The sequence below is a fragment of the bacterium genome (assembly GCA_023150945.1).
Lineage (GTDB): Bacteria > Zhuqueibacterota > Zhuqueibacteria > Zhuqueibacterales > Zhuqueibacteraceae > Coneutiohabitans.
Genome location: JAKLJX010000004.1, coordinates 265864 through 289717, shown reverse-complemented (window position 1 = coordinate 289717; position 23854 = coordinate 265864). Strand labels below are relative to the sequence as shown.

Annotated in this window: 15 protein-coding genes; 2 read left to right on the top strand and 13 right to left on the bottom strand. The window is 59.5% G+C overall.

Going from position 1 to position 23854, the window contains the following annotated elements; translation table 11 throughout:
- Nucleotides 1–27 precede the first annotated feature (27 nt).
- Nucleotides 28–981, bottom strand: a complete 954-nt coding sequence (locus L6R21_07900; protein ID MCK6559110.1) for a hypothetical protein — start codon at nt 979–981, stop codon at nt 28–30.
- Nucleotides 982–1300: 319 nt separating this feature from the next.
- On the opposite strand from L6R21_07900, the gene L6R21_07895 reads away from it, so the two are divergent.
- Nucleotides 1301–4357 carry an amidohydrolase family protein gene (locus tag L6R21_07895; protein MCK6559109.1) on the top strand — a complete coding sequence of 1019 codons (3057 nt, stop codon included), beginning with the start codon at nt 1301–1303 and terminating at the stop codon, nt 4355–4357.
- A 34-nt stretch (nt 4358–4391) separates the two neighbouring features.
- Nucleotides 4392–5738, top strand: a complete 1347-nt coding sequence (locus L6R21_07890) for an amidohydrolase family protein (GenBank protein MCK6559108.1) — start codon at nt 4392–4394, stop codon at nt 5736–5738.
- 385 nt (nt 5739–6123) lie between these two features.
- On the opposite strand, the gene L6R21_07885 is transcribed toward L6R21_07890, so the two are convergent.
- From L6R21_07885 to L6R21_07830, 12 genes are all read right to left on the bottom strand, one after another.
- Entirely contained in the window at nt 6124–6813 is a 690-nt protein-coding gene (locus L6R21_07885) for a TIGR04282 family arsenosugar biosynthesis glycosyltransferase (protein MCK6559107.1), read from the bottom strand.
- The gene (locus L6R21_07880; GenBank protein MCK6559106.1) at nt 6803–7708 is read right to left on the bottom strand and encodes a diacylglycerol kinase family lipid kinase; all 906 of its coding nucleotides are present in this window, start codon (nt 7706–7708) and stop codon (nt 6803–6805) included. The genes L6R21_07885 and L6R21_07880 overlap by 11 nt, the downstream gene beginning before the upstream one ends.
- A 162-nt stretch (nt 7709–7870) precedes the next feature.
- On the bottom strand, nt 7871–9694 hold the full coding sequence (locus tag L6R21_07875; protein MCK6559105.1) for a thioredoxin family protein: 1824 nt from the start codon (nt 9692–9694) through the stop codon (nt 7871–7873).
- Between the two features lie 348 nt (nt 9695–10042).
- Nucleotides 10043–10606: a hypothetical protein gene (locus L6R21_07870; GenBank protein MCK6559104.1), complete on the bottom strand. Its 564-nt coding sequence runs from the start codon at nt 10604–10606 to the stop codon at nt 10043–10045.
- A gap of 93 nt (nt 10607–10699) precedes the next feature.
- The gene (locus tag L6R21_07865; GenBank protein ID MCK6559103.1) at nt 10700–11551 is read right to left on the bottom strand and encodes a D-amino acid aminotransferase; all 852 of its coding nucleotides are present in this window, start codon (nt 11549–11551) and stop codon (nt 10700–10702) included.
- Nucleotides 11552–11560: 9 nt separating this feature from the next.
- Nucleotides 11561–12004, bottom strand: coding sequence for an acyl-CoA thioesterase (locus L6R21_07860; protein ID MCK6559102.1), 444 nt, complete (start codon nt 12002–12004; stop codon nt 11561–11563).
- 858 nt (nt 12005–12862) lie between these two features.
- The gene (locus L6R21_07855; GenBank protein MCK6559101.1) at nt 12863–14926 is read right to left on the bottom strand and encodes a S9 family peptidase; all 2064 of its coding nucleotides are present in this window, start codon (nt 14924–14926) and stop codon (nt 12863–12865) included.
- An 84-nt stretch (nt 14927–15010) separates the two neighbouring features.
- Complete coding sequence (locus L6R21_07850) at nt 15011–15958, bottom strand: TIR domain-containing protein (GenBank protein ID MCK6559100.1); 948 nt, start codon at nt 15956–15958, stop codon at nt 15011–15013.
- A gap of 13 nt (nt 15959–15971) precedes the next feature.
- Nucleotides 15972–16367, bottom strand: coding sequence for a hypothetical protein (locus tag L6R21_07845; protein MCK6559099.1), 396 nt, complete (start codon nt 16365–16367; stop codon nt 15972–15974).
- Nucleotides 16367–20686 carry a GAF domain-containing protein gene (locus tag L6R21_07840; GenBank protein ID MCK6559098.1) on the bottom strand — a complete coding sequence of 1440 codons (4320 nt, stop codon included), beginning with the start codon at nt 20684–20686 and terminating at the stop codon, nt 16367–16369. Before L6R21_07840 ends, L6R21_07845 begins: the two co-directional genes overlap by 1 nt.
- 327 nt (nt 20687–21013) lie before the next feature.
- Entirely contained in the window at nt 21014–22477 is a 1464-nt protein-coding gene (locus L6R21_07835; GenBank protein MCK6559097.1) for an NUDIX hydrolase, read from the bottom strand.
- Between the two features lie 79 nt (nt 22478–22556).
- Nucleotides 22557–23699, bottom strand: a complete 1143-nt coding sequence (locus tag L6R21_07830; protein MCK6559096.1) for an alanine racemase — start codon at nt 23697–23699, stop codon at nt 22557–22559.
- Nucleotides 23700–23854: the final 155 nt, after the last annotated feature.

Below are 23854 nucleotides of genomic sequence, written 5' to 3'. Positions count from 1 at the left end.
GCTGTTACCTTGAAAGAAAACAGACCACTAGTGGTGCGCCGGTGCAACCGCCGCGGAATCCGGTTGCAGCGAGTTTTGCACGTTTCCAACTTTCGCGCTCAGGTCAGCAGCCAGCGATTCCGCGGCTTCACGGAATTGCGCGGAAGACGCGGCTTGCGCATGACTGGCGAGCAGCGCTTCGCCACTTTCAACATTGAGCACGCGCGCATCGGTTTCATAGCCGGCCTCGAGCTGGCTGAGATTGCCGACCGCGACGGTTTGCACGCCCAGAATCTTTCCCACGGCTACTGCGGTTTCGGCTTCCAGGGCGCCGGTTTGGCCGAGCGCTTGTTCTTGAAACACGTGCTCGATCTGCCGGCGCTCGACGATGCGATATGCCGCGCGGTTGATCATTGCGGTTGCCACCATTTCGGAGAAGGAGACGCCGAGAGTGGAATCGCTGCCGGGCGCCGCGAAGGGCAGCACGGCCAGCGTGGGTTTGATGCCATTCGGTCTCGGCGGTACGGCCGGTGTTTGACCGCCGGGCAGCGGTTCATGGGTTTGGCGCTGGGCGGATTTGCCAGCGTCCACCGGACGAGGCTGCACGCGGCTGAACCACTCCGGATGTTGGCTACGGAGGCGCGCAATGACTTGCGCGGCGCGGTCGCGATCTTTGGCGCCGGCGGGCGAGAACTTCATGGCTTTGGTAAAATGATCGTAAGCCGCCAGGCTTTTATTCTCTTTCAACAGCAAATCGGCGTACGCGAGATGGGCGCGGACATTTTGGGGATCGAGCCGCAGCGCTTGTTGAAACTTGGCCTGGGCGAGCGTGGTTCGGCCGCGGCGCATGAGCGCGAGGCCCTCGGTGGTCAGGCGATCGGCTCGTTGCTCCGCTGGCATCACGCGCGCCGGCCGCCGCGCCGGCACTTGTGCCTGGAGGACGTTCGCATCAAGGGAAAACTGCAGTATCGCAACCAGCAAAAAAGCGCAGTACTTCATCATGAACTCCTGTGATCGGTTTTGAAACGGGTGCGCGACCGCGGATTCCGTTCCTTTCCGCAGGCCGCGACGAAAGGGAATGCCCTATTTTAGCAGGGCTGTATTGAAACGCAAGCGTTTTGTGGCCGCGAGGCCCAACCGGCGCGTCCTCCGCAGCGCGATTCGCGCCGCCGGCCTTGACATCGCTGGATAATCTTCGCATATTCGCCGCGCTCATTGTCCCATCGTCCGCTCTTCACCAACCTGCACCGGCTGCCCGCCGGTCCGAAATTTTTGTCACTTCTTGCATTCCTGTGCTCACCTGTTTCATGAGGAGGATTTCATGCCACGTCCACTGCCAAAGTGCCAGGCACTGCTTGGCCTCCTGGTGCTGATCTGGTGTCCTGCCGCGCCGGTCACCGCGCAAATCGCGCCGGTCGACGGGCTGCGCGACAATACACCCAAAGTGCATGCGCTCATCAACGCGCGCCTCGTGCCGGCCCCCGGCCAGGTGATCGAGAAAGGCAACGTGCTCGTGCGCGACGGCGTGATCGTCGCTGTGGGCGCGCAGGCTGCGCCGCCGGCGGATGCGCGTATTTGGGATTACACCGGCAAGACGATCTATGCGGGTTTCATCGAGCCTTATTCCAGCCTGGGCATGCCCGCTGCGCCGGGGCGCAATCAGGGACAAACCGCCAGCGGACGCAGCGAAACGCGCGCGGAAGAACGCCGCGGGCCGCGCCATTGGAATCCGCTCATGCGCGCGGAGGACGAGGCTGCGGAACTGTTTCAACCTGATCCGAACAAGGCCAAGGCGCTGCGCGAGCTTGGCTTTGGCGCGGCCTTGGTCGCGCCCGGCAAGGGCATTTTTCGCGGCACCAGTGTATTGGTGAGTTTGGGAGAGGCCGGCGCAAGCCGCGGCGTGATCAAGCCGCGCGTGGCGCAACATCTCGCCTTTGAAACGGCCGGCGAACAGGAAGGCGGCTATCCCAATTCGCTCATGGGCAGTATCGCGTTCATTCGCCAGAGCTTTTTGGATGCGCAATGGTATACTGCGGCGGTGTCAGCCTACCGCCGCAATCCCGCGCAACCCCGGCCGGAAGAAAGTCCCGCGCTCGCGGCCTTGAGCGCGGCGGTGGCCGCCCGGCAACCGGTGATTTTCGAAGTGAGCAATGATCTGAATCTCGTGCGCGCGCTGAACATTGCACGCGAGTTCAATCTCGCGCTGATCGTGCGCGGCAGCGGCCACGAATATCGCCAGCGCGATCGCCTCACAGCCGCGGGCGTGCCGTTGATTTTGCCGCTGGACTTTCCCGAGAAGCCCAAAGTCGAAACGCCGGAAGAGGCGCTGGATGTATCGCTGGAAACGCTGCAGCATTGGGACATGGCGCCCGCCAATGCGTATTGGCTGCAGCAGGCGGACGTGACGTTTGCATTCACGACCGACAAGCTGAAGAAGGAATCCGACTTCCCCGCGGCGGTGCGCAAGGCGATGGCAGCCGGACTGCCCGCGAGCGCCGCGCTGGCGGCATTGACCACGATTCCAGCCAAATTGGTCGGCGAAGAAAACCGGTTGGGCAGCATCAGCGCCGGCAAGTTGGCGAATCTGGTGGTGACGGAAGGCGAGTTGTTCGCGGAGAAGTCTGCGATTCTCGACGTGTGGATCGAGGGCAAGCGCTACGAGATCAAGAAGCCGGCGGCGGTGGATCTGCGCGGCAAGTGGGAATTCACCTGGACCAGCAACGGCCGCAGCGAATCATTCCAACTCGAGCTCAAAGGCACACCCGAAAAGCTGAGCGGCGACCTCGTCAAAGACAAGCGCAAAACCGGCCTGAGCAGGGCACAGCTCGAGGAGAAGAAAATCAGCCTGGTGTTCAAGGGTGATTCGCTCGGTCACAGCGGCGTGATTCGCTTGTCGGGATATGCCGAAGCCGGCGTGCTGCACGGCCAGGGCGAGCTGGCTGATGGTTCAGCCGTTGCGTGGCAGGCGAAATTGCTGGAGCCGTTTCAGGAGAAAGTGGCAGAAAAGCCCAAGGCCGCCGCAGCGGCGGTGTGGCGCAAGGTTCATCCGTATGGCGGATTTGGCCGCAGCGCGCCGCCCGAGCAGCCGCAGACTTTGCTGGTGCGCGGAGCAACGATTTGGACATGCGGCCCGGCGGGCAAGTTGGAGAACGCCGACCTGCTGATCAGAGCCGGCAAAATCGCGCAGATCGGCAGAGACTTGGCAGTGCCCGCAGGCGCAATGACGATTGATGCAAAAGGCAAACACGTCACGCCGGGCTTGATCGATGCGCATTCGCATGCAGCCGCCTCGTCGATCAATGAGGCCGGACAGGCAGTGACCGCGGAAGTCAGCATCGGCGAAGTGATCGATCCCACTGACATCAACATCTATCAACAGCTTGCCGGCGGTTTGACCACCTCGCATGTGATGCACGGCTCAGCCAATCCCATCGGCGGCAGGAATCAAGTGATGAAATGGCGCTGGGGCGCAGAGGCCGAGGGCTTGAAGTTCGCCGAAGCGCCGCCCACCATCAAGTTCGCACTCGGCGAAAACGTCAAGCAGAGCAACTGGGGCGATCGCCACACCACGCGCTACCCGCAAACGCGCATGGGCGTGGAACAAATCATCCGCGATCGTTTCAAAGCCGCGCGCGAGTACGAGCAGGCGTGGAGCGACTTCACCGCCGCCGGCAAGAAGAACGCGGCCACCCTCCCGCCCCGCCGCGATTTGGAATTGGAAACGCTGGTCGAAGTCCTGCGCGGCCAGCGTTTCATTCACTGCCATTCCTACCGCCAGGATGAGATTCTCATGCTGGTGCGGCTGGCGGAAGAGTTCGGCTTCAAGGTCGGCACGTTCCAGCACGTGCTGGAAGGCTACAAAGTTGCAGAAGCGATCAGCACGCACGGTGCGGCCGCCTCGTGCTTCAGCGATTGGTGGGCCTACAAGTTCGAAGTGTACGACGCGATTCCGCACAACGGCGCGCTCATGCACGAACAGGGCATTGTGGTTTCCTTCAATTCCGACAGCGGCGAACTGGCGCGGCGGATGAACTACGAAGCGGCGAAGGCGGTGAAATACGGCAATCTGTCCGAAGCAGAGGCGCTCAAGTTCGTCACGCTCAATCCCGCCAGACAACTCAAGGTGGATCATCTCATCGGCTCGCTGGAGACCGGCAAGCAGGCGGATTTCGTGATCTGGAATGGCCCGCCGCTGTCGGCGTATTCGATCTGCGAGCAAACCTGGATCGAGGGCCGCAAGTATTTCGACCGCGCCGAAGATCTCGAACTGCGCGCCGCCATTGAAAAGGAACGGGCGGCATTGATTCAAAAAGTGCTGGCTGTCAAGGAAGAGAGCGCCAAAGACAGTCCGGCCGAGGCGAAGAAGGCGACCGATTGACAGGGAATAATCGCAAACTCAGGAGTTTTCACAAATGAAAATCAAACTCATTGCACTGCTCAGCCTGTTGCTCGCGGCGCGAGTTTCGGCGCAAAATTACGGTCAAATTCCGGCGCCTCCCCAAACCAAAGCCATTGCGCTGGTGGGCGCAACGGTTCATCCGGTGAGCGCACCGGCGATCACGAATGCGACGATTGTTCTTGAACACGGCAAGATTACCGCCCTCGGCCAGAACGTGAGCATTCCTGCGCATGCCGAACGCCTCGAGGTGGCCGGCAAACACATTTACCCCGCGCTCATCGATGCGCACACCACGCTGGGCTTGGTCGAAATCGGCGCGGTGCGCGCGACGCGGGACTACTCGGAAACCGGCCAAATCAATCCCAACGTGCGCGCGGAAGTAGCGGTGAATCCCGATGGCGAAATGATCCCGGTGACGCGCGCCAACGGCGTGGCGCTGGCCTTGAGCGTGCCGCAAGGCGGCTTGATTTCCGGCACTTCGGCCTTGCTCATGTTGGACGGCTGGACGTGGGAGCAGATGACGCTCAAGGCGCCGGTGGGCCTGCATGTAAACTGGCCCAACATGACGGTGCAGCGGGCATGGTGGGTGACCCAGAGCGAAGAAGAACAGCGCAAGCAGATGCAGGAGAATTTGCAGAAGCTCAAAGAGGCGTTTGCCCAAGCCCGTGCCTACTGGAACGTCCAAGCCGCGGCCGGAAAAATCGCGGGTGTGCGTCACGAATCCGATTCACGCTGGGAGGCGATGATCCCGGTGTTCGAAGGCAGGCTGCCGGTGTTCGTCACGGCCAATGAGAGCAAACAAATTCAAGCAGCGGTGCAATGGGCGCAGGAGGAAAATCTGAAACTCGTCATCGTCGGTGGGCAGGATGCCTGGCGAGTAACGGAATTGCTGCAGGCGAAGGATGTGCCGGTAATCTACGGGCCGGTGCACGAATTGCCCGCGCGCGAATGGGAAGCCTACGATACACCATTCACCACGCCCGCGAAACTGCACGCCGCGGGCGTGAAATTCTGCATCGCCGATTTCGAGAATGCCAATGCGCGCAATCTGCCTTATCAGGCGGCGATGGCGGCGGCCTATGGCCTGCCGCCCGAGGAGGCGTTGAAAGCCATCACCCTCTACCCTGCCCAGATTCTCGGCGCGGCTGATCGCGTTGGCTCACTCGCTGTGGGCAAGGACGCCACGCTGATCGTGACCACCGGCGATCCGCTGGAAATTCCCACGCAAATCGAGCAGGAGTTCATTCAGGGCCGGCGCATCGATCTCGGCAGCAAACACAAGGCGCTTTATCAGAAGTACGCCGAGAAGTACCGCCAGCTCCGCAACACAGCCGGCAAGGGAGCTGAAGGAACCAACTAGCGGTCTGTTACCTTGAAAAGTATGGCCACGACCACTGTCATCCTGCAAGGAACCTGTGAAGATTCGAGCACGGCGCCAAATACCTCACAGGATTGCTTCAGAATGACACTCGAAATCACGTGTACAGAGCAAGGTGACAAAGCACTGGTGGGCGGATTACTTGATGTGCGGCGGTGGTCTATTTGGCGTGTTGTTCAGGGAAATATAGCGCTTCTCAAATGCGTGCGCAGGAATCGTAGTCTTGCCCCCTCGTGGGGCACTGTGGCAACCGCGAGTTTATTGGCTTTGATAACCGCCCACAAGGGGCGGGGACCACAGATCAGGTCATCCAATTGAAAACCGCTGCAAGGTGAGAAAACAGCCGGCACTTTGCGAATGAAACGACTCATGCCAGCAAGGTGCGATAGTCCATCAGTTTTCCGGCGAGGAGCGGTTTGAGGCGGGTGACGAGTGCTGGCGGCAGATCGTTGGTGAGGCAGTATCGTTGCAGGGCCGGCAGATCATCGACATCATACCAGTGCGGCAGCAGATGAACGCGCAACCTGAGACGCTGCGCCGCCGCCAGCGTTTGCTGCAGCACGCTGGCGGTGCTCCACGCGATGTCTTCAAACAACGCCGCCTCATCTGATTTCAGGCCGATCAGATAGTAGCCGCCGTCTTCCGCCGGACCCAAAACCAAATCATGCGTGCGCACGGCGTCGGCCGCTTCGTTGAGATGGGCCGCGGGCAAGTCGGGACTGTCGGAACCGATGATCAACACGCGGCCGTAGCCGCGCTGCAGCATTGTTTGAACGGCGGCGCGCATGCGTGTGCCCAAATCCGGGGCCGGCACTTGCGCCAGCCACTGCCGTTCTCCGCGAAACAGGTGCTGGAAGGCAGGCGCTTTTTCCGCCGGCGTGAAAGCCGCAAACTGTGCCGCGTTTTTGAGTTGGCCGGCGCAGGCAAAGGTGGCATCGATGAAATGGTGATACAGCTCTGCTGCCAACTCCGGCCCGACGGCAGCCGCCAGCCGGGTTTTGACCTTGCCAGGCTCGGGGAATTTGACGAAGGTCAAGAGAGCCAGATCAGTGGGCATGATGGGGAGCGGGGCCGGGCGTCTTGGTGAGCGTCATGACGCGCAGGGCGCGGGGCTTGATCGAGATTTTAAGCGGGCCTTCGCAGGTGGTGGCTTCGCCGTCCACGTGAAAGAGAATGGGGCCATCCTTCTCGATGGCGATTTCCTGTATGCGTTGATAACTGATGATGGGCGTGCGGTCGATGGTGCCGTTGAACAGCCGGGGAGCATATTTGAGCACATCGAGCCAACGCATCGGCTCGACGACGCACATGTCCAGCAAACCGTCGTCGGGCTGCGCGTGCGGGGCGATGATGGCGCCGTTGCCGTATTGCTGGGTGTTGGCGATGGTTATGAGGAACGGCGCTTTCTCCCACTGCTGATTTTGCACATTGAGGCGCAGAGGCTCGGGTTGATAGCCGACGAATTCCTGCGCGGCGATCAGGAAATACGGCAGCGGCCCGCGCCAGGTCGCGGAATTGAACTTTCGCCCGACGTTGGCATCGAAGCCCACGCCACAGACGGCAAAGAAATGGCGATGCGCGGCGCAGCCCACGTCGATGGTGCGCGCTGCTCCGGCGTTCAGCACCTGGAGCGATTCCACCGGTGAAATCGGAATGCCCAAGCCGCGCGCCAGGCCGTTGCCGGAGCCGCGCGGAATGATGCCGAGTGCGGTGTCCGTGCCCACGAGTCCCGATGCCACTTCATTGACCGTGCCGTCACCGCCGACCGCCGCCACGATGCCATAGCCGAGCTTGGCGGCTTCGGCGGCCAGCCGCGTGGCTTCTCCGGGAGCGGCAGTCAATTCAATGTCACCGGCCGGAAATTGCGCGTGAATGAGATTGATGAGGTCGCTCTTGTCGCGGCGAAATCCGGAAATGGGGTTGACGATGAAAAAGAAATTGCGCGATGGCATATCGCTGCACTCTTCAGGATTTTTAGTTGGGTGAACCGTTTGAATCGTGGCCAGTTCCACAGCCGGCGTTGAACCGCGAGCAACGACTTCCGTTGCTCTCAGCCGTCGGCGTCTGCCGGCAGAGTGGCAAAGTATAGCCATTTTCTCCGAGATCAACAACACTTAGTTTCCGGTGACCGCGGTCATGCGGCGCGCGAACTCCTTGCCGTCCACGAAGCCGATGACGCGCAAGTCCGGTTTCTCCTGGCCGGCGGGATCAAGAAACACCACGGTGGGCAGGCCTTTGATCTGATATTGTTGGCGAATCGCCTGCACTTCGGGCGAGCCGTATTGCGTGAGATCGCCACGCAGCAGCACGAAGCTGCCGGCACGCGCCCTCACCTCCGCATGCGGAAAGGTGAAGCGTTCGAGTTCCTTGCAGGCCAGACACCAATCCGCAGTGAAGTCGATGATCACCGGCTTGTTCTCCTGGCGCGCCTGCGCCAGCGCGGCATCGCTCAACGCCAGCCAGGTGCCGGCATGGGCTTCTGGTTCCGGCCACGCCAGCCACAGCGCCAATGCCACGAACACCGCGGCCGCACCGCGCTTGAGCCAGGGAAAAACCGCCGAGCTGAATTTGCTCGACTCGATCAAGCCCACAAAAACGCCACCGGCCAGCAGAATCGCAGGCAGCAAATACGTTCCCAACCAGGCCGGCAACACCGGTGCGACGAAATAGGCGGCCATGGCCAGCAAGATCACGCCGAAGATTTTTTTCACCCACACCATCCACATGCCGGAACGCGGCAGGCTTTGCAGCAATCCCGAGAAAGTGCCGAGCAGCAGAAACGGCGCGCCCAAGCCGAGTGCGAGCACGAAGAACATCCAAAAGCCGAGCAGGGGATTGCCGGTCGTGCCGACATAAGTCAACAAGCCCAGCACGAACGGGCCGATGCAAGGCGCTGCCACAAAGCCCACGGTGAGACCCATGAAAAATGCGCCGAAAGAGCCCGGCTTCGAGCCACCCGCGAGTTGCGTCAAGACCATCGGCACTTTGAATTCATACAAGCCGAACATGGACAGCGCGAGCGCCACCATCACCAGCGCGATGAAGATGAGCACCGGTGGACTCTGCAGCGCCGCGCCGAACAGCGCGCCGCTCAGCGCCGCCAACACGCCAAGTGCCGAGTAGGTCACCGCCATGCCGAGAAGGTAAAGCACCGCCAAGCCGAACACTTTGGCCGGCCGGCCGCCGGTTTGGCCGCCGAAATAGCTGATGGTGATCGGAATCAATGGATAGACACAGGGCGTGAGATTGAGCGCGAGGCCGCCGAGAAAGATGAAAATCAAAGCTACGCCCAAGCCATGCTGCGCAATCAGCGCGCTGATTTCATTGCTGCCCGCAGCCGTACCTGCGCTCCCGCGCACCGCCAGCGCGCTGCCGAAATCGATCTTTTGAAAGACTTCCTCGTTGATGAGATTGGCGGGTTGCTCGAGGCCGACCAGCGGAATGGCGGCGCGAAAGGCTTCGGCCTCCGGCGCCAGGCAGGAGTAATCATTGCAGGCTTGATAGTTGAGCTTGCCGGAGAGCTGCACTTCCTCGCCGCTGAAGTCGTCCGCGATCTTGAGCTGAATGCCGATGACAAAATCGTGCTCATAAACCGACATCGGTGTTTCGGAGAAGGCAAACGTGCGCGTCAAGCCGGGCGGATAGACGATCGACTCGACGGTTACACCCGCGATTTTGTCCAACTCGACCGCGGTGGGAATCAAAAACTCCTCGTTCGGTTGATGCGAGTTGACGTGCCAGCCCGCGGTGATGGTGCCGATCAGGGCGGCGCGCAGCGTGCCGCCACGATAGGCCCTGTCGAACGAGAACAGCGTCTGCACCTGCATGATTTTTTCGGGCGTGGCCGCGCCGAGCGCGAGCGTCTCCTGGGCAACGGCCGGTCGCACAAGCAGAAGGCAAAGCGTCAAAGCGGGGGCAAAACGAAGCATGTTTTTCATGTGAAGACTCAGTTTGTATGACTTCAGAGCAACAGTAATAACCAGCGACTGCCTGTCCCTGCGGTAAGGCACCGCGACTGCAAGCCGGACTTCGCAGCCATAGGTTGGTCACGCTTTCTCAAATCCGATTGATCGACCCAGCGAACGATGCGCCATTTGCTGTCACGGGGGTTGCGGCGAAATGTGAGAATGGCAAAGCTGAAGCATGGATTCAAATCCATGCCTGCTAGCCAAAGTCCGCTCAAGCGGACTGCGAACCATGAGCTCGCTCGTCGAGTTCAGCCGACTTCCGTCAGCAGGCTCGCAATTGATTGCGAGCTGCTTGGCAGCAATTAGGTTGTCACGTTCTTACAAATCCGATTGATCGACCCAGCGAACGATGCGCCATTTGCTGTCGCGGGGGTTGCGGCGAAATGTGAATATGGCAAAGCCCGACACGCTGAAGCTGATGTCTGAGCTGGCCAGATCAAGGCGAAAACTCTTGGCGAGGGTTTCATCCTGGCCCTCGCTCACGGCGTAGATCGTGTTGAGCCATTCCAAGCTGATCACATCGAACGTGCGCAGCAGTCGGCCGGTGGTTTTCAGGTCGGTTTCGCGCGTCCACGAGACGAACAATCCGGAAGGCCCTTGATCCGGATCGAAGTATTGAAACACAAACGCACTATCTAAAACGTCGGAATAGAGCAGCGAATCTCTGAACGTGTAGGCATAGCGAAAGTTGGTCAACACTTCCTCGGGAGTGCGCTGTTCGGTGACCAACTCGCTCCCCAGGCTTCCGTCATCGAGCTTGGGCGCAAAGGGATTGAGGCAACCGAGCGGCAGGCACGCCAGCGCGAACATCGCTGCAGCGCGCAGCCACCGGCGAATCTGGAGCGAGCCGGCGCCCGCCTTTCTATCGAGAATCACGCTCATCTAATCAGCTCAGAAGTGCAATGACATTGCCTCGCTCACGGTCCGCGCAACCCAAGCACGCACCGCGAACAACCGAAGTTTCTTTCTGGTGCCTCACTCTGCGCTGTGCACCACGTACTCTGCAAACGCCATTTGCAAGCGTCGCGTAAGCGGGCCGGGCCGGCCATCAGCAATCACTTTGCCGTCAAGACAAACGACAGGCACGATCTCCCCTGAAGTGCGCGAGAGAAAAAGCTCATCTGCTTGTGGCAGCAAGACCGCAGCCGGCGGCGTTTCCGCGGCCGGCAGATTCAACTGCCGGCACAACTCGAGCACCACTGCGCGCGTGATGCCTGGCAGGATTCTGGGCGTGCAGGGATGAGTCAAAACCCTGCCTTGAATCACAGCGAAGAAATTGCTGTGACTTGCTTCGGTGGCCACGCCGTCATGAATGAAAATTGCTTCGTCGGCACCGGCAGCATGCGCCTGTTGATTCGCCAGCACGTTCGGCAGCAGGTTGATGGCTTTCAGATCACAGCGCGCCCAGCGAATATCCCGCAGCGTTATCGCGGCGACACCGGTTTCCAACAATGCCGACGCCGGCGTGAAGGCATTGGCGGCAATGTAAACCGTCGGCGGTGTGTCCGGCGATGGGAAGTAATGCCGCCGTGGCACCGCTACGCCACGCGTCACCTGAAAATAAAGCATGGCATTGGCTTGTTGCAAGCCATTCTTCCGCAGCAGGCTCGCAGCGATAGCCGGCAGTTCAGCGAATTGCGGCAGGGAGATTTGCAGGGCGGCCAGGCCGTTTTCCAGTCGCCGCAGATGTGCCTGGCCGGCGAAGAGGCGACCGCCATAGCTGCGGATCACCTCATACACGCCGTCGCCAAACAGAAAGCCGCGATCATGAACCGGGACCGTGGCCGCACCGGCGGGAACGAAATTGCCGTTGAGATAGACGAGCATGGCTGCCGGCTATTGGCGCCCCTCCCACCCTTCCAGCCGTTCGATGCTGCTGCGCACCGCAGCCGGCAGCGGAGCTTTCCTGCCGTTGCGGTAATCGAAGGCCACGAGTTCGGCCGTGCCCTCGGCGGCAATGCGCTGCAGTTTCTCACTCACGAGGCACAGTTCCATGACCAAGCGGTCGGCTTGCATTGCGCTGACACGGGCGCCGAGCGCGAGCGTGTCGGGATAGGTGAGCGCTTTGCGATAGCGGCATTGCGTGTGGGCGAGAATGGGGCCAACGCCGCCATGCTGGTTGGGGTCAGCGAAATTGATGCGCTCGAAATAGGCCATGCGGGCGCTTTCGAAATAGCGGAAATAGACGATATTGTTGACGTGTTGAAAGGCGTCCATCTCACCCCAGGCGACAGTTACGGGGATGACGACGGGATACGGCGCGAGAAGATCGATTGGCATTCACACTCCGTAAGAGCGGGGTGAGAAGTAGATTTGAGGGTGGACTCGAATCCGAATCAGCAGGGATTCAAATCAGATTCAAATCAAAATCAACATGGATTCAAATCCATGCCTGCTAGCCCAAGTCTGCTGAAGCGGACTGCGAAGCTCCGATTTTGCAGCCGGCTTCAGCCGACTTTTGCTAACAGGCTCACAATTGATTGCGAGACCACCAACCCACGCATGAATTCGAAGCCATGCCTGCTAGCCAAACCCACCAGCATGGATTCAAATCCATGCCTGCTAGCCCAAGTCCGCTGAAGCGGACTGCGAAGATCCGATTTGGCAGCCGGCTTCAGCCGACTTTTGCTAACAGGCTCGCAATTGATTGCGAGATCGATTGCGTGCTCGCCAACCCACGCATGGATTCAAATCCACGCCTGCTAGCCCAAGTCCGCTGAAGCGGACTGCGAAGCTCCGATTTTGCAGTCGGCTTCAGCCGACTTTTGCTAACAGGCTCGCAATTGATTGCGAGATCGATTGCGTGCTCGCCAACCCACGCCTGGATTCAAATCCATGCCTGCTAGCCAAAGCCCGCTGAAGCGGACTGCGAAGCTCCGATTTTGCAGTCGGCTTCAGCCGACTTTTGCTAACAGGCTCGCAATTGATTGCGAGATCGATTGCGTGCTCGCCAACCTACGCCTGGATTCAAATCCATGCCTGCTAGCCCAAGTCCGCTGAAGCGGACTGCGAAGCTCCAATTCTACAGTCGGCTTCAGCCGACTTTTGCTAACAGGCTCGCAATTGATTGCGAGCTGATTTGATTGCTTTTGCTAACAGGCTCGCAATTGATTGCGAGATCGATTGCGAGATGGCTATCTAATTCGTCCCCTCCCCTCTCACCCACTGATCTAACCATCCGATCACCGTCTCATGCCAGAGAATGCTGTTGTGCGGCTTGAGCACCCAATGGTTCTCATCAGGAAAATGGAGAAATTTGCTGGGGATGTTGCGGCGCTGCAACGCCGTGAAGGTGGAAATGCCCTGTGTCTCCACTACCCGAAAATCCAGGCCGCCGTGAATCACCAGCATCGGCGTTTTCCAGTTCTTGATATGATCAATTGGGTTGTGTTTGGCGTAGTTCTCGGGATTGTCCCACGGCGTGCCCATGTGATCCCATTCCGGAAACCAGAGTTCTTCGGTATCGAAATAAGCCATGCGCTCATCGAGATTGCCGTCGTGGCTCACCAAGCATTTGAAACGATCAGGCCACCGGCCGGCGATCCAGTTGATCATGTAGGCACCGTAGGAAGCACCCAACGCCGCCACACGCTCGCCGTCCAGCCACGGATATTTTTGGAGCGCCGCGGCCAACCCTTTCTGCAAATCCTCCAGCGGTTTGCCGCCCCAATCTCCGCGAATGGCATCCGTGAAGGCCTGGCCGTAGCCGGTGGAGCCGTGAAAATCGACCATCACCGCGGCGTAGCCGGCGCCGGCATAGGTTTGCGGATTCCAGCGATAGTGAAAATCATTGCCAAACGAGCCTTGCGGTCCGCCGTGAATCAGAAAAGCCACCGGATACTTCTGCGCAGGATTGAAATCCGCAGGCTTCACCACGTAAGCGTATACCGTCTCGTCATTCCAGCCCTTAAAGGTGAACTGCTCGGAATCGCCCATGCGGACATTGGCGAGCTTTTCCGCATTGATGCGCGTAACCGTACGCAGGTCGCTGCCGTTCGGCATGACCGTGTACAACTCGACCGGCGAGCGATGGTGATCCATCGCAAACAGCAGGCGGCTGCCGGCCAAACCCACAGAACGCACCGTGCCCTTTTCCACCACGGTGCGATCCTTGCCGGTCGCGACCTCCAGGGCAAACAGCGAGTTTTGTCCGAGATTGCCGGCGGTGGTGTAGATCGTCTTGGCGTCGGCCGACCAGGTCACACCATTGGCCGAACGATCCCACTCCTCCGCCAAAACGCGCGGCGTGCCCTCCGGCCAGGGCTGCAGCATGATGCGGAAGCGATCGGCTTCATACCCGGGCCGCGCCATGGCAAGGTAGGCGAGCGTCTTGCCATCGGGAGAAAAAACCGGTTGCGCATCCCAAGCCTTGTTGCTGGCGGTGAGATTCTTCGGCGGCAGCGCGCCCGTCACCGGCGCAAAGTAGAGATCAAAATTCGTCGACCAGGCCTCTTCACGTCCCGCCACACGCGCGGTAAACACCACGCCCTTACTGTCCGGGGTGAATGTGTATTCCTCCGCGCCGCCAAAAGGCTTGGAGGGGCAATCGGCATCCATGCCCTTCATCACATCGACGGCCTCACCGCCGCCTGCCGGCATCACGAAAAGATGCGAGCGGCGGCCGTCTTTCCACGTGTCCCAATGCCGGATGAAGAGCTTTTCATAAATGCGGCCGCTGGCCTTGCGGACGTCACGCTCTTTTTCGCGTGCCTGAGTGCAGGCAATGGTCTCGCAATCCGGAAAGACTTCCATGGTGAGTGCCAGAAGCTTGCCATCGGGAGAGAGCTGAAAGCTGCCGACTTCCAGGGGCAGGTTGGTTTTCTGCTCGGCTTCTCCGCCATCGGCCGGAATGCGCCAAACCTGCGCGGAACCGGAGCGCGTCGAGAGAAACCAGATGCTCTTGCCCTCGGGCGACCAAACCGGACTGAAGTCACTGCCGGGATGTGAGGTCAATTGCCGCAAACCGGTGCCTTCGACTCCCGCCAGCCAGAGGTCGGTGCGGCCGCGGTTGGCTTCCAAATCGGTTTTGCGCAGCGTGAAGACCGCCCATTTGCCGTCCGGCGAAACTTGTGTTTCGGAAATGCGATCCATCGCGAGCAGATCATGAACCGTGAAAAGATGCGTATCTTGGGTGAGAGCAGGGCAAAGAGCGCCGCTCAGCAAGAACAAGAATATTCCAGCAGACAGCACGGAAACGCGCATGAGTTCCTCCGTGAAGATTGAATCATTGCATTTGAGGGAGACCAGCTTTTTCAGGTGTGATGATAGACATCCGGGGAGATAAACTCAAGGCTTTTGTGCCGGAGGGAGGGCACTGGCCAGGCTGTTTTGCAGTGCGGTAAAACCAGCGGCATAATCCTGGCGAAAATCGGCGTAGTGGCGCACTTCCAGCCAGCGCGGGATTTCACAATCTTGGTAGAGCAGGGGCAGGATCACGTTGTGGCCGCGCCGGCGTTCTTCGTTGTGAAAAAAGATCAGTTCCTGTCGCACCATCCACGATTGCACCGCCGCGGGCGACAGGATGACGATCATGTCATCGCATTTGGCCAGGCCCTGTTCGATCTTCTCGAAAATGGTATCGCCCACGTGAATGTCGTCACTGTCATACCAAACGGCATAGCCTTCCCGGCGCAGATCGTGCACCAAGCGGTCTGCCAGCGGCTTGTCCTGGCTGGAATGGCTCAAAAAGATTCGCCGGGGCTGCCCTGAAGAGAGGTGCGTTTCACTCCTTGATCGGAGTGAAGGCTTGCGGTGCGGCAGTGGGCTGCTGTGCGTGATCTCCAGGAGGAATTCTTCCAAACGCTCGCGCGAAATGGGCTTGTGCCTGCCGCTGTTATGAGTGGCACTGGGCGGCGGCGCCACGGCCTGCATCACATACTCTTTGAACTTCTGCGGGTCGAAATGCAGCTTGTCGAGCACTTCGAAAACGTCAAAATCCTTGTACATCGCATCCACCAGCCGGCGCACGCCGCGTCCGGTGACGACAATCACCGGAACTCCCTTCTCGACGAAGTAGGGCAGCAGAAACACGCCGTTCAGATTCTCCGGCTCGGCTTGCGTGGTCAGGCAGAGATCGATGACGGCAATGTCGAAATGTTGGCGCCGCAGCAGCCCGATCGCCTCGGCATACGTGTGCGCCACTGCGCAGTCGAACCCCAATTCACTCAGGGAAAGACGATGCCGTTTGATCCAATTCAGCGTGTCTTCGACAATCAGTGCCAGCTTGTCGGCCATCGTCCGCTTCTCCTTAAGATTGCGCCAGCTCCTCCAAAATCTGAAAGAGCCGCTCGGTGCGAAAGTTGTTTTTGTCAAAGTAGAAAATCTTGACGTCCGCCGGCACCAGGCCGCGCACTTCGGTTTCATTGTAATAGGACGACATGACCACGAAGCTCATCTGTGGATAAAGCGCGTGGGCAGCCATGAGCACGGTGGTGAGGCCTTCGCGATTGTCGTCATCGAAGGAATCCAGTCGCACGTCCAGGATGGCGGCGGCAAACGGGCCTTGCTGCAGCGCGCTCGCGGCCTCCAGCACATTGGCAGCCACGATGACCGTGAAGCCGCGCGGCTTGAGCAGCGTCTCCAGCGTCGTGCGCCAATTGGAAGCATCTTCCACGATCAAAACGCGGGGATTGTCAGAATTCATCAGCCCCTCTGCGCCGGCAGCGGCAGTTGAATGGTGAAGGCCGTGCCCACATTCACCTCGCTGGTGAAAAGCAGCTTGCCGCCCATGTCTTCCACGGCCTGGCGGCATAGCCAAACGCCCAGCCCGAGGTTGGCTTCCTTGGTGGTGAAGAATGGTTCGCCCAAACGCTCCAGAACGTGTGGGGCAATGCCGCAGCCGGTATCGCGCACGCACACTTCGACCATGCGGAGCTGGGACAGATGCCGGGCACTGATGGTGAGCGTGCCGCCGGTTTCCGCCATGGCATAGAGCGCGTTCTCGATCATGTCGCTGAAGATGTCAACCAACACGGCACGATTGAGTGACAGCGCCGGCACTTTCTCCTCCAGCTCGAGGCTCAACTGAATGTCGGCCGGCAGGATTTGGGCCGCGGTCAACTCACGCAACAGCGCGGTGAGGTCGAAATTCTCCTGGTGGCCGGAGCCGAAGCGGCGGAGATGGCGGCCGGCTTCGAGGATGCGCTGCACTTTTTGCACGTCGTCGCGCAGCAATTCGAGATGGTCCCTCAGATCGGGCAGCTCGACCCGGCGCAGCAGCCGCTCGATGGCTTCGAAATTGACCGGTACCGTCCCCAGCAGGTTGCCTACGCGATGGGCGAAGCGGGCGCCAAAAGCGTTGATCGCCGCCAGTTTTTCCATCGCGAGCCGGTGCTCGCGCAGGCGGGCGGCGGCAATCGCCGTGGCGGCATAATCGCCGAACATCTGCGCCAATTGAATCTCTTCCTTTTTGAACGTGTGGGGCGAGAGAAAATCGATGTAGAGCACACCCACGGTTTCCTTTTCGGTATGATTCTCCGCAGTGCCTTCGGTGGCGACCCGCAAGAGCACGCCCAAAAACGAGCGCACTTTGATGCGGCCGAGAAAGCCCTCGCCGATGCGCAAGGCCACCGGCGGCGGCGGATTCTCGACATCATCCACCACCAGGTATTGCTCGGAGCTTTCCATCACCGCGGCGGTCACACCGGTTGGTCGCGGCAAATCGCTCACCTCCAGCCCCTCCGGCAGGCCGTCGTATTCTGCGGCCTTCATGTTGAAGGTTTTGGTGGCCGCCTCATAGGGAAAAATCAGAGCCACGTCGGCATTCAACACGCTGCGCGCGCCCTTGGTGATTTGCTTGAGCACGTCCCGCAAGTCGGTCGACGAATAGGTGATGGCGGTGCTGACTTCCTGCAAATGACGCAACTCGTTGACGTGCGTCGTCAGTTGTTCCAGCCGCTGTCGCAATTTCTTGTCGGTAGTACTGAACAGCCGGGCATTGTAAATGCCGATGGCCGCCGCCGAGGCAAACGTTTCGATCAGCCGGCGTTCTTCATAAGTGAATTCATGGCGGGTGCGATAATTCACGAACATGATGCCGACGATTTCCGAGCCGACTTGAAAGAGAATGCCGGCCGCGGATTTGATTCTCTCGCGATCGACATAGGGCTGCTCTTTGCCACGCGGCCGCACCCGCGTGCGATCGCAAATGATGGGATGGTTGGGTGCATCGGGCGCATAGATGTTTTGGCGAATCTCGCGGATGATGCACGAGGGCGTGTCATTGTATTCGATGCGGCCCATCATTGGCGGCTCCTGCAGCAGGCGGCCCTCCACCAGCGGCGGCAGCAGCGGAAAGCTGTCGCTCTGCTGATCATAGAGATAGACGATGATGACATCTGCGTTCAGCAGATTGATCGCGCTCTGCGCCACTCGTTGCAGCAGCTCGCGTACGCGCACCTGCGGTTTGGAAACCAGTACCTGGCCAAGCGAGTGCAGGCTGTCCAGTGCCTTGGTGGCCTGCCGCTTCTCCTGAAAGACCAGGGTGTTCTTCAGGGCAGCCACTGCCTGGTCGGCAAACAATTTGCCCCATTCCAGCTCTTCACTGCTGAAGTGGTGTTCGCGCCAAAAGTGCAAAAACAGGAGTCCGTGTTGTGACTCGCTCACGAGCAGCGGAAAGCAAGCAATCGCGCGCACGCCTTCGTCGGCGCGGTAGCGCTCTGGATAAAGCTGCTTCAACTCGGTGAGGTAGTAGTGCTCGGGATAGTGAATCTCAAGATCATGGTCGAGCGTCTTGGGCTCCCGCTCGCGGATCGCCTGCTCACCCAGACCACCTTTCTTCGGCTTGATCAATTCCAAGAACTCCGGGCCGATCTTGCCAGCGCACGCCAGAAAACCGTAACGATCATCTTCTTCATTGTAAAGCAAGCGAATCGAGGCGGAATCTGCCGAGATCAAGTGCATCGCATTCTTGACGATGGTCTCGAGCACGTTGGCGAGCTGTGTTTCCCAGATGGTCCGGGCCCAGTCGCACACCAGTAGATAGAACCGCTGGGCTTCTTCGTTGCTGATCCAGTGCCGGTGCTCCAGAAAATAGCCCGCTTCAATCGTGCCGATGACTTCGATTTGGTAGGGTTTGCGTGCGATTACTTCTTCGCCCGGCCGGAAGCGCACCACACAGCCGTCGCGGGTCTGAATTTCCTGGGGCCGGTTCCATTCATACAGATCAAGTTTCGGCGGATGCAGATTACCGTCGTGATCACGCACGAGAAAAATCGGCACGAAGATGCGCACCAGGCGCTGGTGGTTGAACTGTTTGAAGATCCATTGATCAAAGCGCGGATCCCAGCCCGAGATGATTTCAACATTGAGAGTCAGGGCAATGTCGGCCTGAATGTCGCGCGCTTCCATGTTGAGGCGATGTTTGGCGATGCCGGTCCAGGCTTGCGCCATGCCGATGCCCTGGATGGTCTCGATCGTATCGGTGGCGCGGTCGATGAGCTGCACCGCGCCAAAATCAAAGCCGAGTTCGCGGGTGGCGCGCAGCAGATTTTGCGTGACATTTTCCAGATCGTAGATTTTGGACGTGGCATGTTCGATTTGATTCAGCGCATCCAGCAGTTGCACGCGCTGCAACGCGGCCGCGGCGTGGCTCGCCAGGTTGCGCAGCAGCTCGACGTCGTAATCGCCGAAGGCATAGTGCTGCGAGCTGGTGACATACAACACGCCCGAGCGCTCCGAGCCGACTTGCACCGGCACGCCGATCAGCGCGCGCGTGCCCGCGGTTGCGACCTCCTGGTGCACACGCATATCCTCGGTGGTTTCGCCGATGATGATCGACTGGCCAGTGTCGATGATATGGCGCGACAGGCCGCCGATGGGCCGGGGCTTGTGTGAAATCGGCTCCGCCAAGCGCGGGGAATGGCAGGCCAGCCGAAACACTTCCTGGCGGTAGGTGCGGGAGAAGAAAAAGATGGCGCCGGTATCTGCCTGGGTCACGGTGCGCGCGCCGTCGACGATCTCCTGCAAAGCGCGCTCCGGATCGAGAATCGTGCCGAGCGTTTGCACGATTTGATTGAAGACCTTCAGCTCCTGAATGCGGCGATAGTTCTCGATGGCCAGACCGATCCGGCCAATCATGATGGTGATCTTTTCCAACTCGGTGCGGCTGAATTCTCTCGCTTCGAAACTGAAGATTTCGATGGCGCCGATGATATGATCTTTGATTTTCAGTGGAATCACCAGCAGGGATTCCCATCCCGCCTTGCGTGCCAGTTCGGGATACTTGAAGCGCGGATCACGCTGCAGATTCAGAATGTTCATGCTTTCACCGGAGCACATGACTTGACTTACCACCGAATCGCCAGCGAGGGAAGCCACCGCGCTTTCTTCATACTCCGCGATCACACCGGTGGCCGCATGCACCGAAACGCGCTGTGGCTTGCGGTCACGCAGCCAGATCGCGACGGGCAGATTCATCGCGCTGCAAATCACCTCGACGATCCCCTGCAACACCTGTTGCTCTTCGGACTCCGCCAGTGCCGAGTGCTTGCGCAGCTCGGCGAGCGCCTGGGAAGTCACGATCATCTCGGCGGCCTCACGCGCGAAACGGTCAATGGCGAGCAACTCGTCAGCGCGTATTTGATGGTGCCCGCGATAGCTGACAAATACTACGCCCACAGTTTCACTGTTCATCGCAATCGGCACGCCGGCTGAAGATTTGATGCGTTCGCGATGGGAAAACGGGCCATTGACGTCAGGATGGGTTTCCACCTCTTCCACCACCACCCGGCAATTTTCCTTAACGATTTTGCCGGCCAGACGGTCGGTACGTGGCATGCTCTTCTCGAAAGAAGCCGTATCGAACAATCCCAGGCTGAGCGGCAACAAGAACCTGTCGGAATCACGGTCGTAGCAAAACATTGTCACCGTGTCAGCGTTGGTGGCGGCACGCAGGTCATTCATGCGCGTACGCAGCTTCGTGCGCAAGGTCGCGATGGTGGCAGAAGCAGATTCGACAGCCATGATGGACGTGGCCCAGAAAGTGAACGGCCTGGTCGAGATGAAATCGCGCGAGGAGAGAGTGAATTCGGAGTTCCCGGCTGCAGCCCGTGCCCGGATACCACCCACTGGCGGGAACTCCCACAAGTCGTGATGAAAAAGAGAAGAATCTCAGTGAATTTCAAGGAAAAAAATGCCGCAGTATTGCCGCGGTCCCGAGGGGAAACGCAGCGCGGGCATTCCGCCGGCAGCAGACTTGCAGTCTGCGCGGTCCCTTTGGAGCTGAGCCAGTACCCGCATTAACTGCATCTGCTCGAGGCGAGAAATCTCGCCGCTTCCCTCCTTTCCAAGTCAACTAGAAATCGACAAGCGCGGCCGAACGAGATGCAGCGCCAGCAGCGTCTTGGCGTCATGAATGATGCCTTGCGCTGCCAGCTCATACGCTTGCGCCACCGGCAGCGGCAACACACGGAGATACTCTGACTCTGAGCTGAGTCCGCCGCCTGCTGCCAGCTTGCGTCCCACCGTGCCGAAAAAGAGATAAATGCGCTCCGAGGAGCCGCCCGGCGAGGGAAAGAATTCGGTGAGAAACTCGATATTGTTCACTTCATAGCCGGTTTCTTCAAAAGCCTCCCGCCGCACGAGCGTCAGCGGATTTTCCTGACCCTCCAACACTCCGGCGACGATCTCGATCAACCAGCTCTTGTGTGGATCAAAAACAAAGGCGGGATAGCGAAATTGCTCCACGAGGATGAACTGATTCTCGGCGGGCGCCAGCAGGAGAATGCCCGCTGAGTGGCCACGCGCACAGTTGAAGCGCTGCACCCGTGGCGTCAATTGGCCGTCGAATTTTTCATACTGCAGCGTGGCCTTTTGAATCTCGAAGAAATTGCGATACACCGTTTCCTGTTGATGAATGATCACTTGGCGCGGCGTCAGGATCGGCGCAGCAGGCGTCACGGGTTGGCCGGCTGGCGGCGGTGGTACCGGTTCCCGCTGAACCTGCTCACGTCGCGTGGGCGCGGCCGGCTTGTCTTCCAAAAAGGTGTCATAGGCCGAAAGCTGCAGGAAGAAGTGATGCCCGAAGAACAACAGCGGAATCCAAAACGCATGCTGCCAGCCGCCGGGCGGCAATTGCAGTACGCTCACGAATGCCACGGCCACCGCCGCGATGAAACTGATCAGAATGAAGGAGAGATGATAGAGATTGCCCTTTTTGGCCGGCCTGGGCAGGGTCTTGCTTTTCCAAAGAAACGGCGAGCCGGGATGCTCGTCGGACAGGCCGGCATTCACCAGAAAAAACTGTTTGAGACGATTCATCGCCACACTGCTTTCGCACCAGGCCTGGCGCAGCCGGATGATTTTGAGCAGATAAATCCATGCCACCAGGCTCAGCAGCAGGCAAATCGTGATGGTAATCGGCCGGGTGTAGGGCGAATAGTGCATGCCCTCCTGGCTGTGCACCACGCCGATGGCCGCGATCATCAAGCCGGTGATGAGCAGGAAGTAGTTCACCAGCAGATGGCGGTCGTTCATCGCCTGCGCCATGGTCTCGCGAATGTACTCATACTCACACAAGGCGATTTCGCGCAGCGGCCGGCCGGCTTTGCGGTTGATTTCGAGAGGCGCCGGCGGCGAGGAGCTCAATCCCACCGGCGGACCAAAACGCCAGCGCGAAAAGCGCACCATGGCGTAGTAGATCACGCAGAAGTCGATCAACAGGTGCTGGCGATAGAACGGCAGGATCAAAACGAACAACAGGCCGGCGAGGAGAATAAAGGCCGGCGAGAGATAAGCAAAAACGATTCGGCTCATGGGACCCACCACAAAAGTGCGCCGCAATATGTCAGCGCCGGGTTTGAATGTCAAGGCCAAATCCGAATTGCACAGCAGCTCAACGGTTCCGGCCATCCACTGGCGAGTGCAAGACTTCAATCTCGCCCTGCGGACCAATCACCGCAAAATCTGCGAAGAGATTGACCGTCGGACAAACGTGACGCGGAGACAGCAGGAGGAAATCGCCAATCTTGATGTCATCGCTGCCCGCCTGCTGCAACACCGTGTGCTCTTCGCTGAAAGAAAGCACCCGCAGCCCCGGCCGGCTGAATAATTCGACCGGGCCGCTGTCAGCCGCCCACCGTTTGTGGCCTAAGTTGAGCGTGAGGCGACCCTGCCCCGCTTCGATCACCTGCGCCAGAATCACTGCGGCAATCTCGAACTCGCCCGGCGCCAGAGCTTCATAATTCGAATCCCAAAAAATCCACGTGCCGGGTGAAACCTGCACGAGCGTATCGTGCTCCACCGCTGGCAGCAGAATCTCCAGGTCCAGGCGAAAAGCCGGTGAGCCTGCGACAATGATGCGGGGCACGGCCACACCGGCAGCGCGGAAGCCGCGATAGACAGCCAGCAGCTCTGCCATGGCTTGTTGCGCGGCGGCGCGGCGTTCGGCCAGCGTGGCGTGATGGATGTGACCGTCGTAGCCATGCAAGCCGGTAAACTCGAAATGCGGCCAAGTGGCGATTTGCGAATAGAGTTCGAAAGCCTGCCGCGGCGCAATGCCGGTGCGGTGCATGCCGACGTCGAGATCAATGAAATAGCGCCAGCTCACCTGCCCGGCCTGCGCCACAGTTGCCAGAATTTCGGCGTGCGCACGATTACCGATTTGAACTTGAATATCGACGTGCGGGAATTCTTGGAGGCATTGCGCCGCAGTCCGCGCCTCATGCGGCAGCAAGGGATAGGCGATGAAAACGCTTTGGACTCCCGCCTGAAGTGTCATTTCCAACTCGCGCATGGTGGTTTTGCAGTGCGTGATGCCGGCGGCGCGCATCCAGCCGGTGACCTGCGAGGATTTGTTGGTTTTGACATGCGGGCAGAGATGGCGGTAACCGGAATCCGGGGCAATTGCCTCGAGATATTGGCGCATGCGCGCAAGATTGCGCTGCACCCGATCGCGAAACACCAACAAGCGCGGCGTGTCCAAGGCTGCAGGGGTTTGGAGTAGATAGGGTGCCTGCCCGGGGATTCTGAATTCCAATATCGTCTCCTGCCGTTATCAGTTGATCAAACAGACAAGCCCGACAGCGGGAATGAGTTGTTAATAAGCCTCAATACGCGAGGCCCACAAGCTGGACGGCTGCACTTTATCGAGCTTTGCATCAACCTTTGGAAACGGCACGCGCTTCCTGGTTG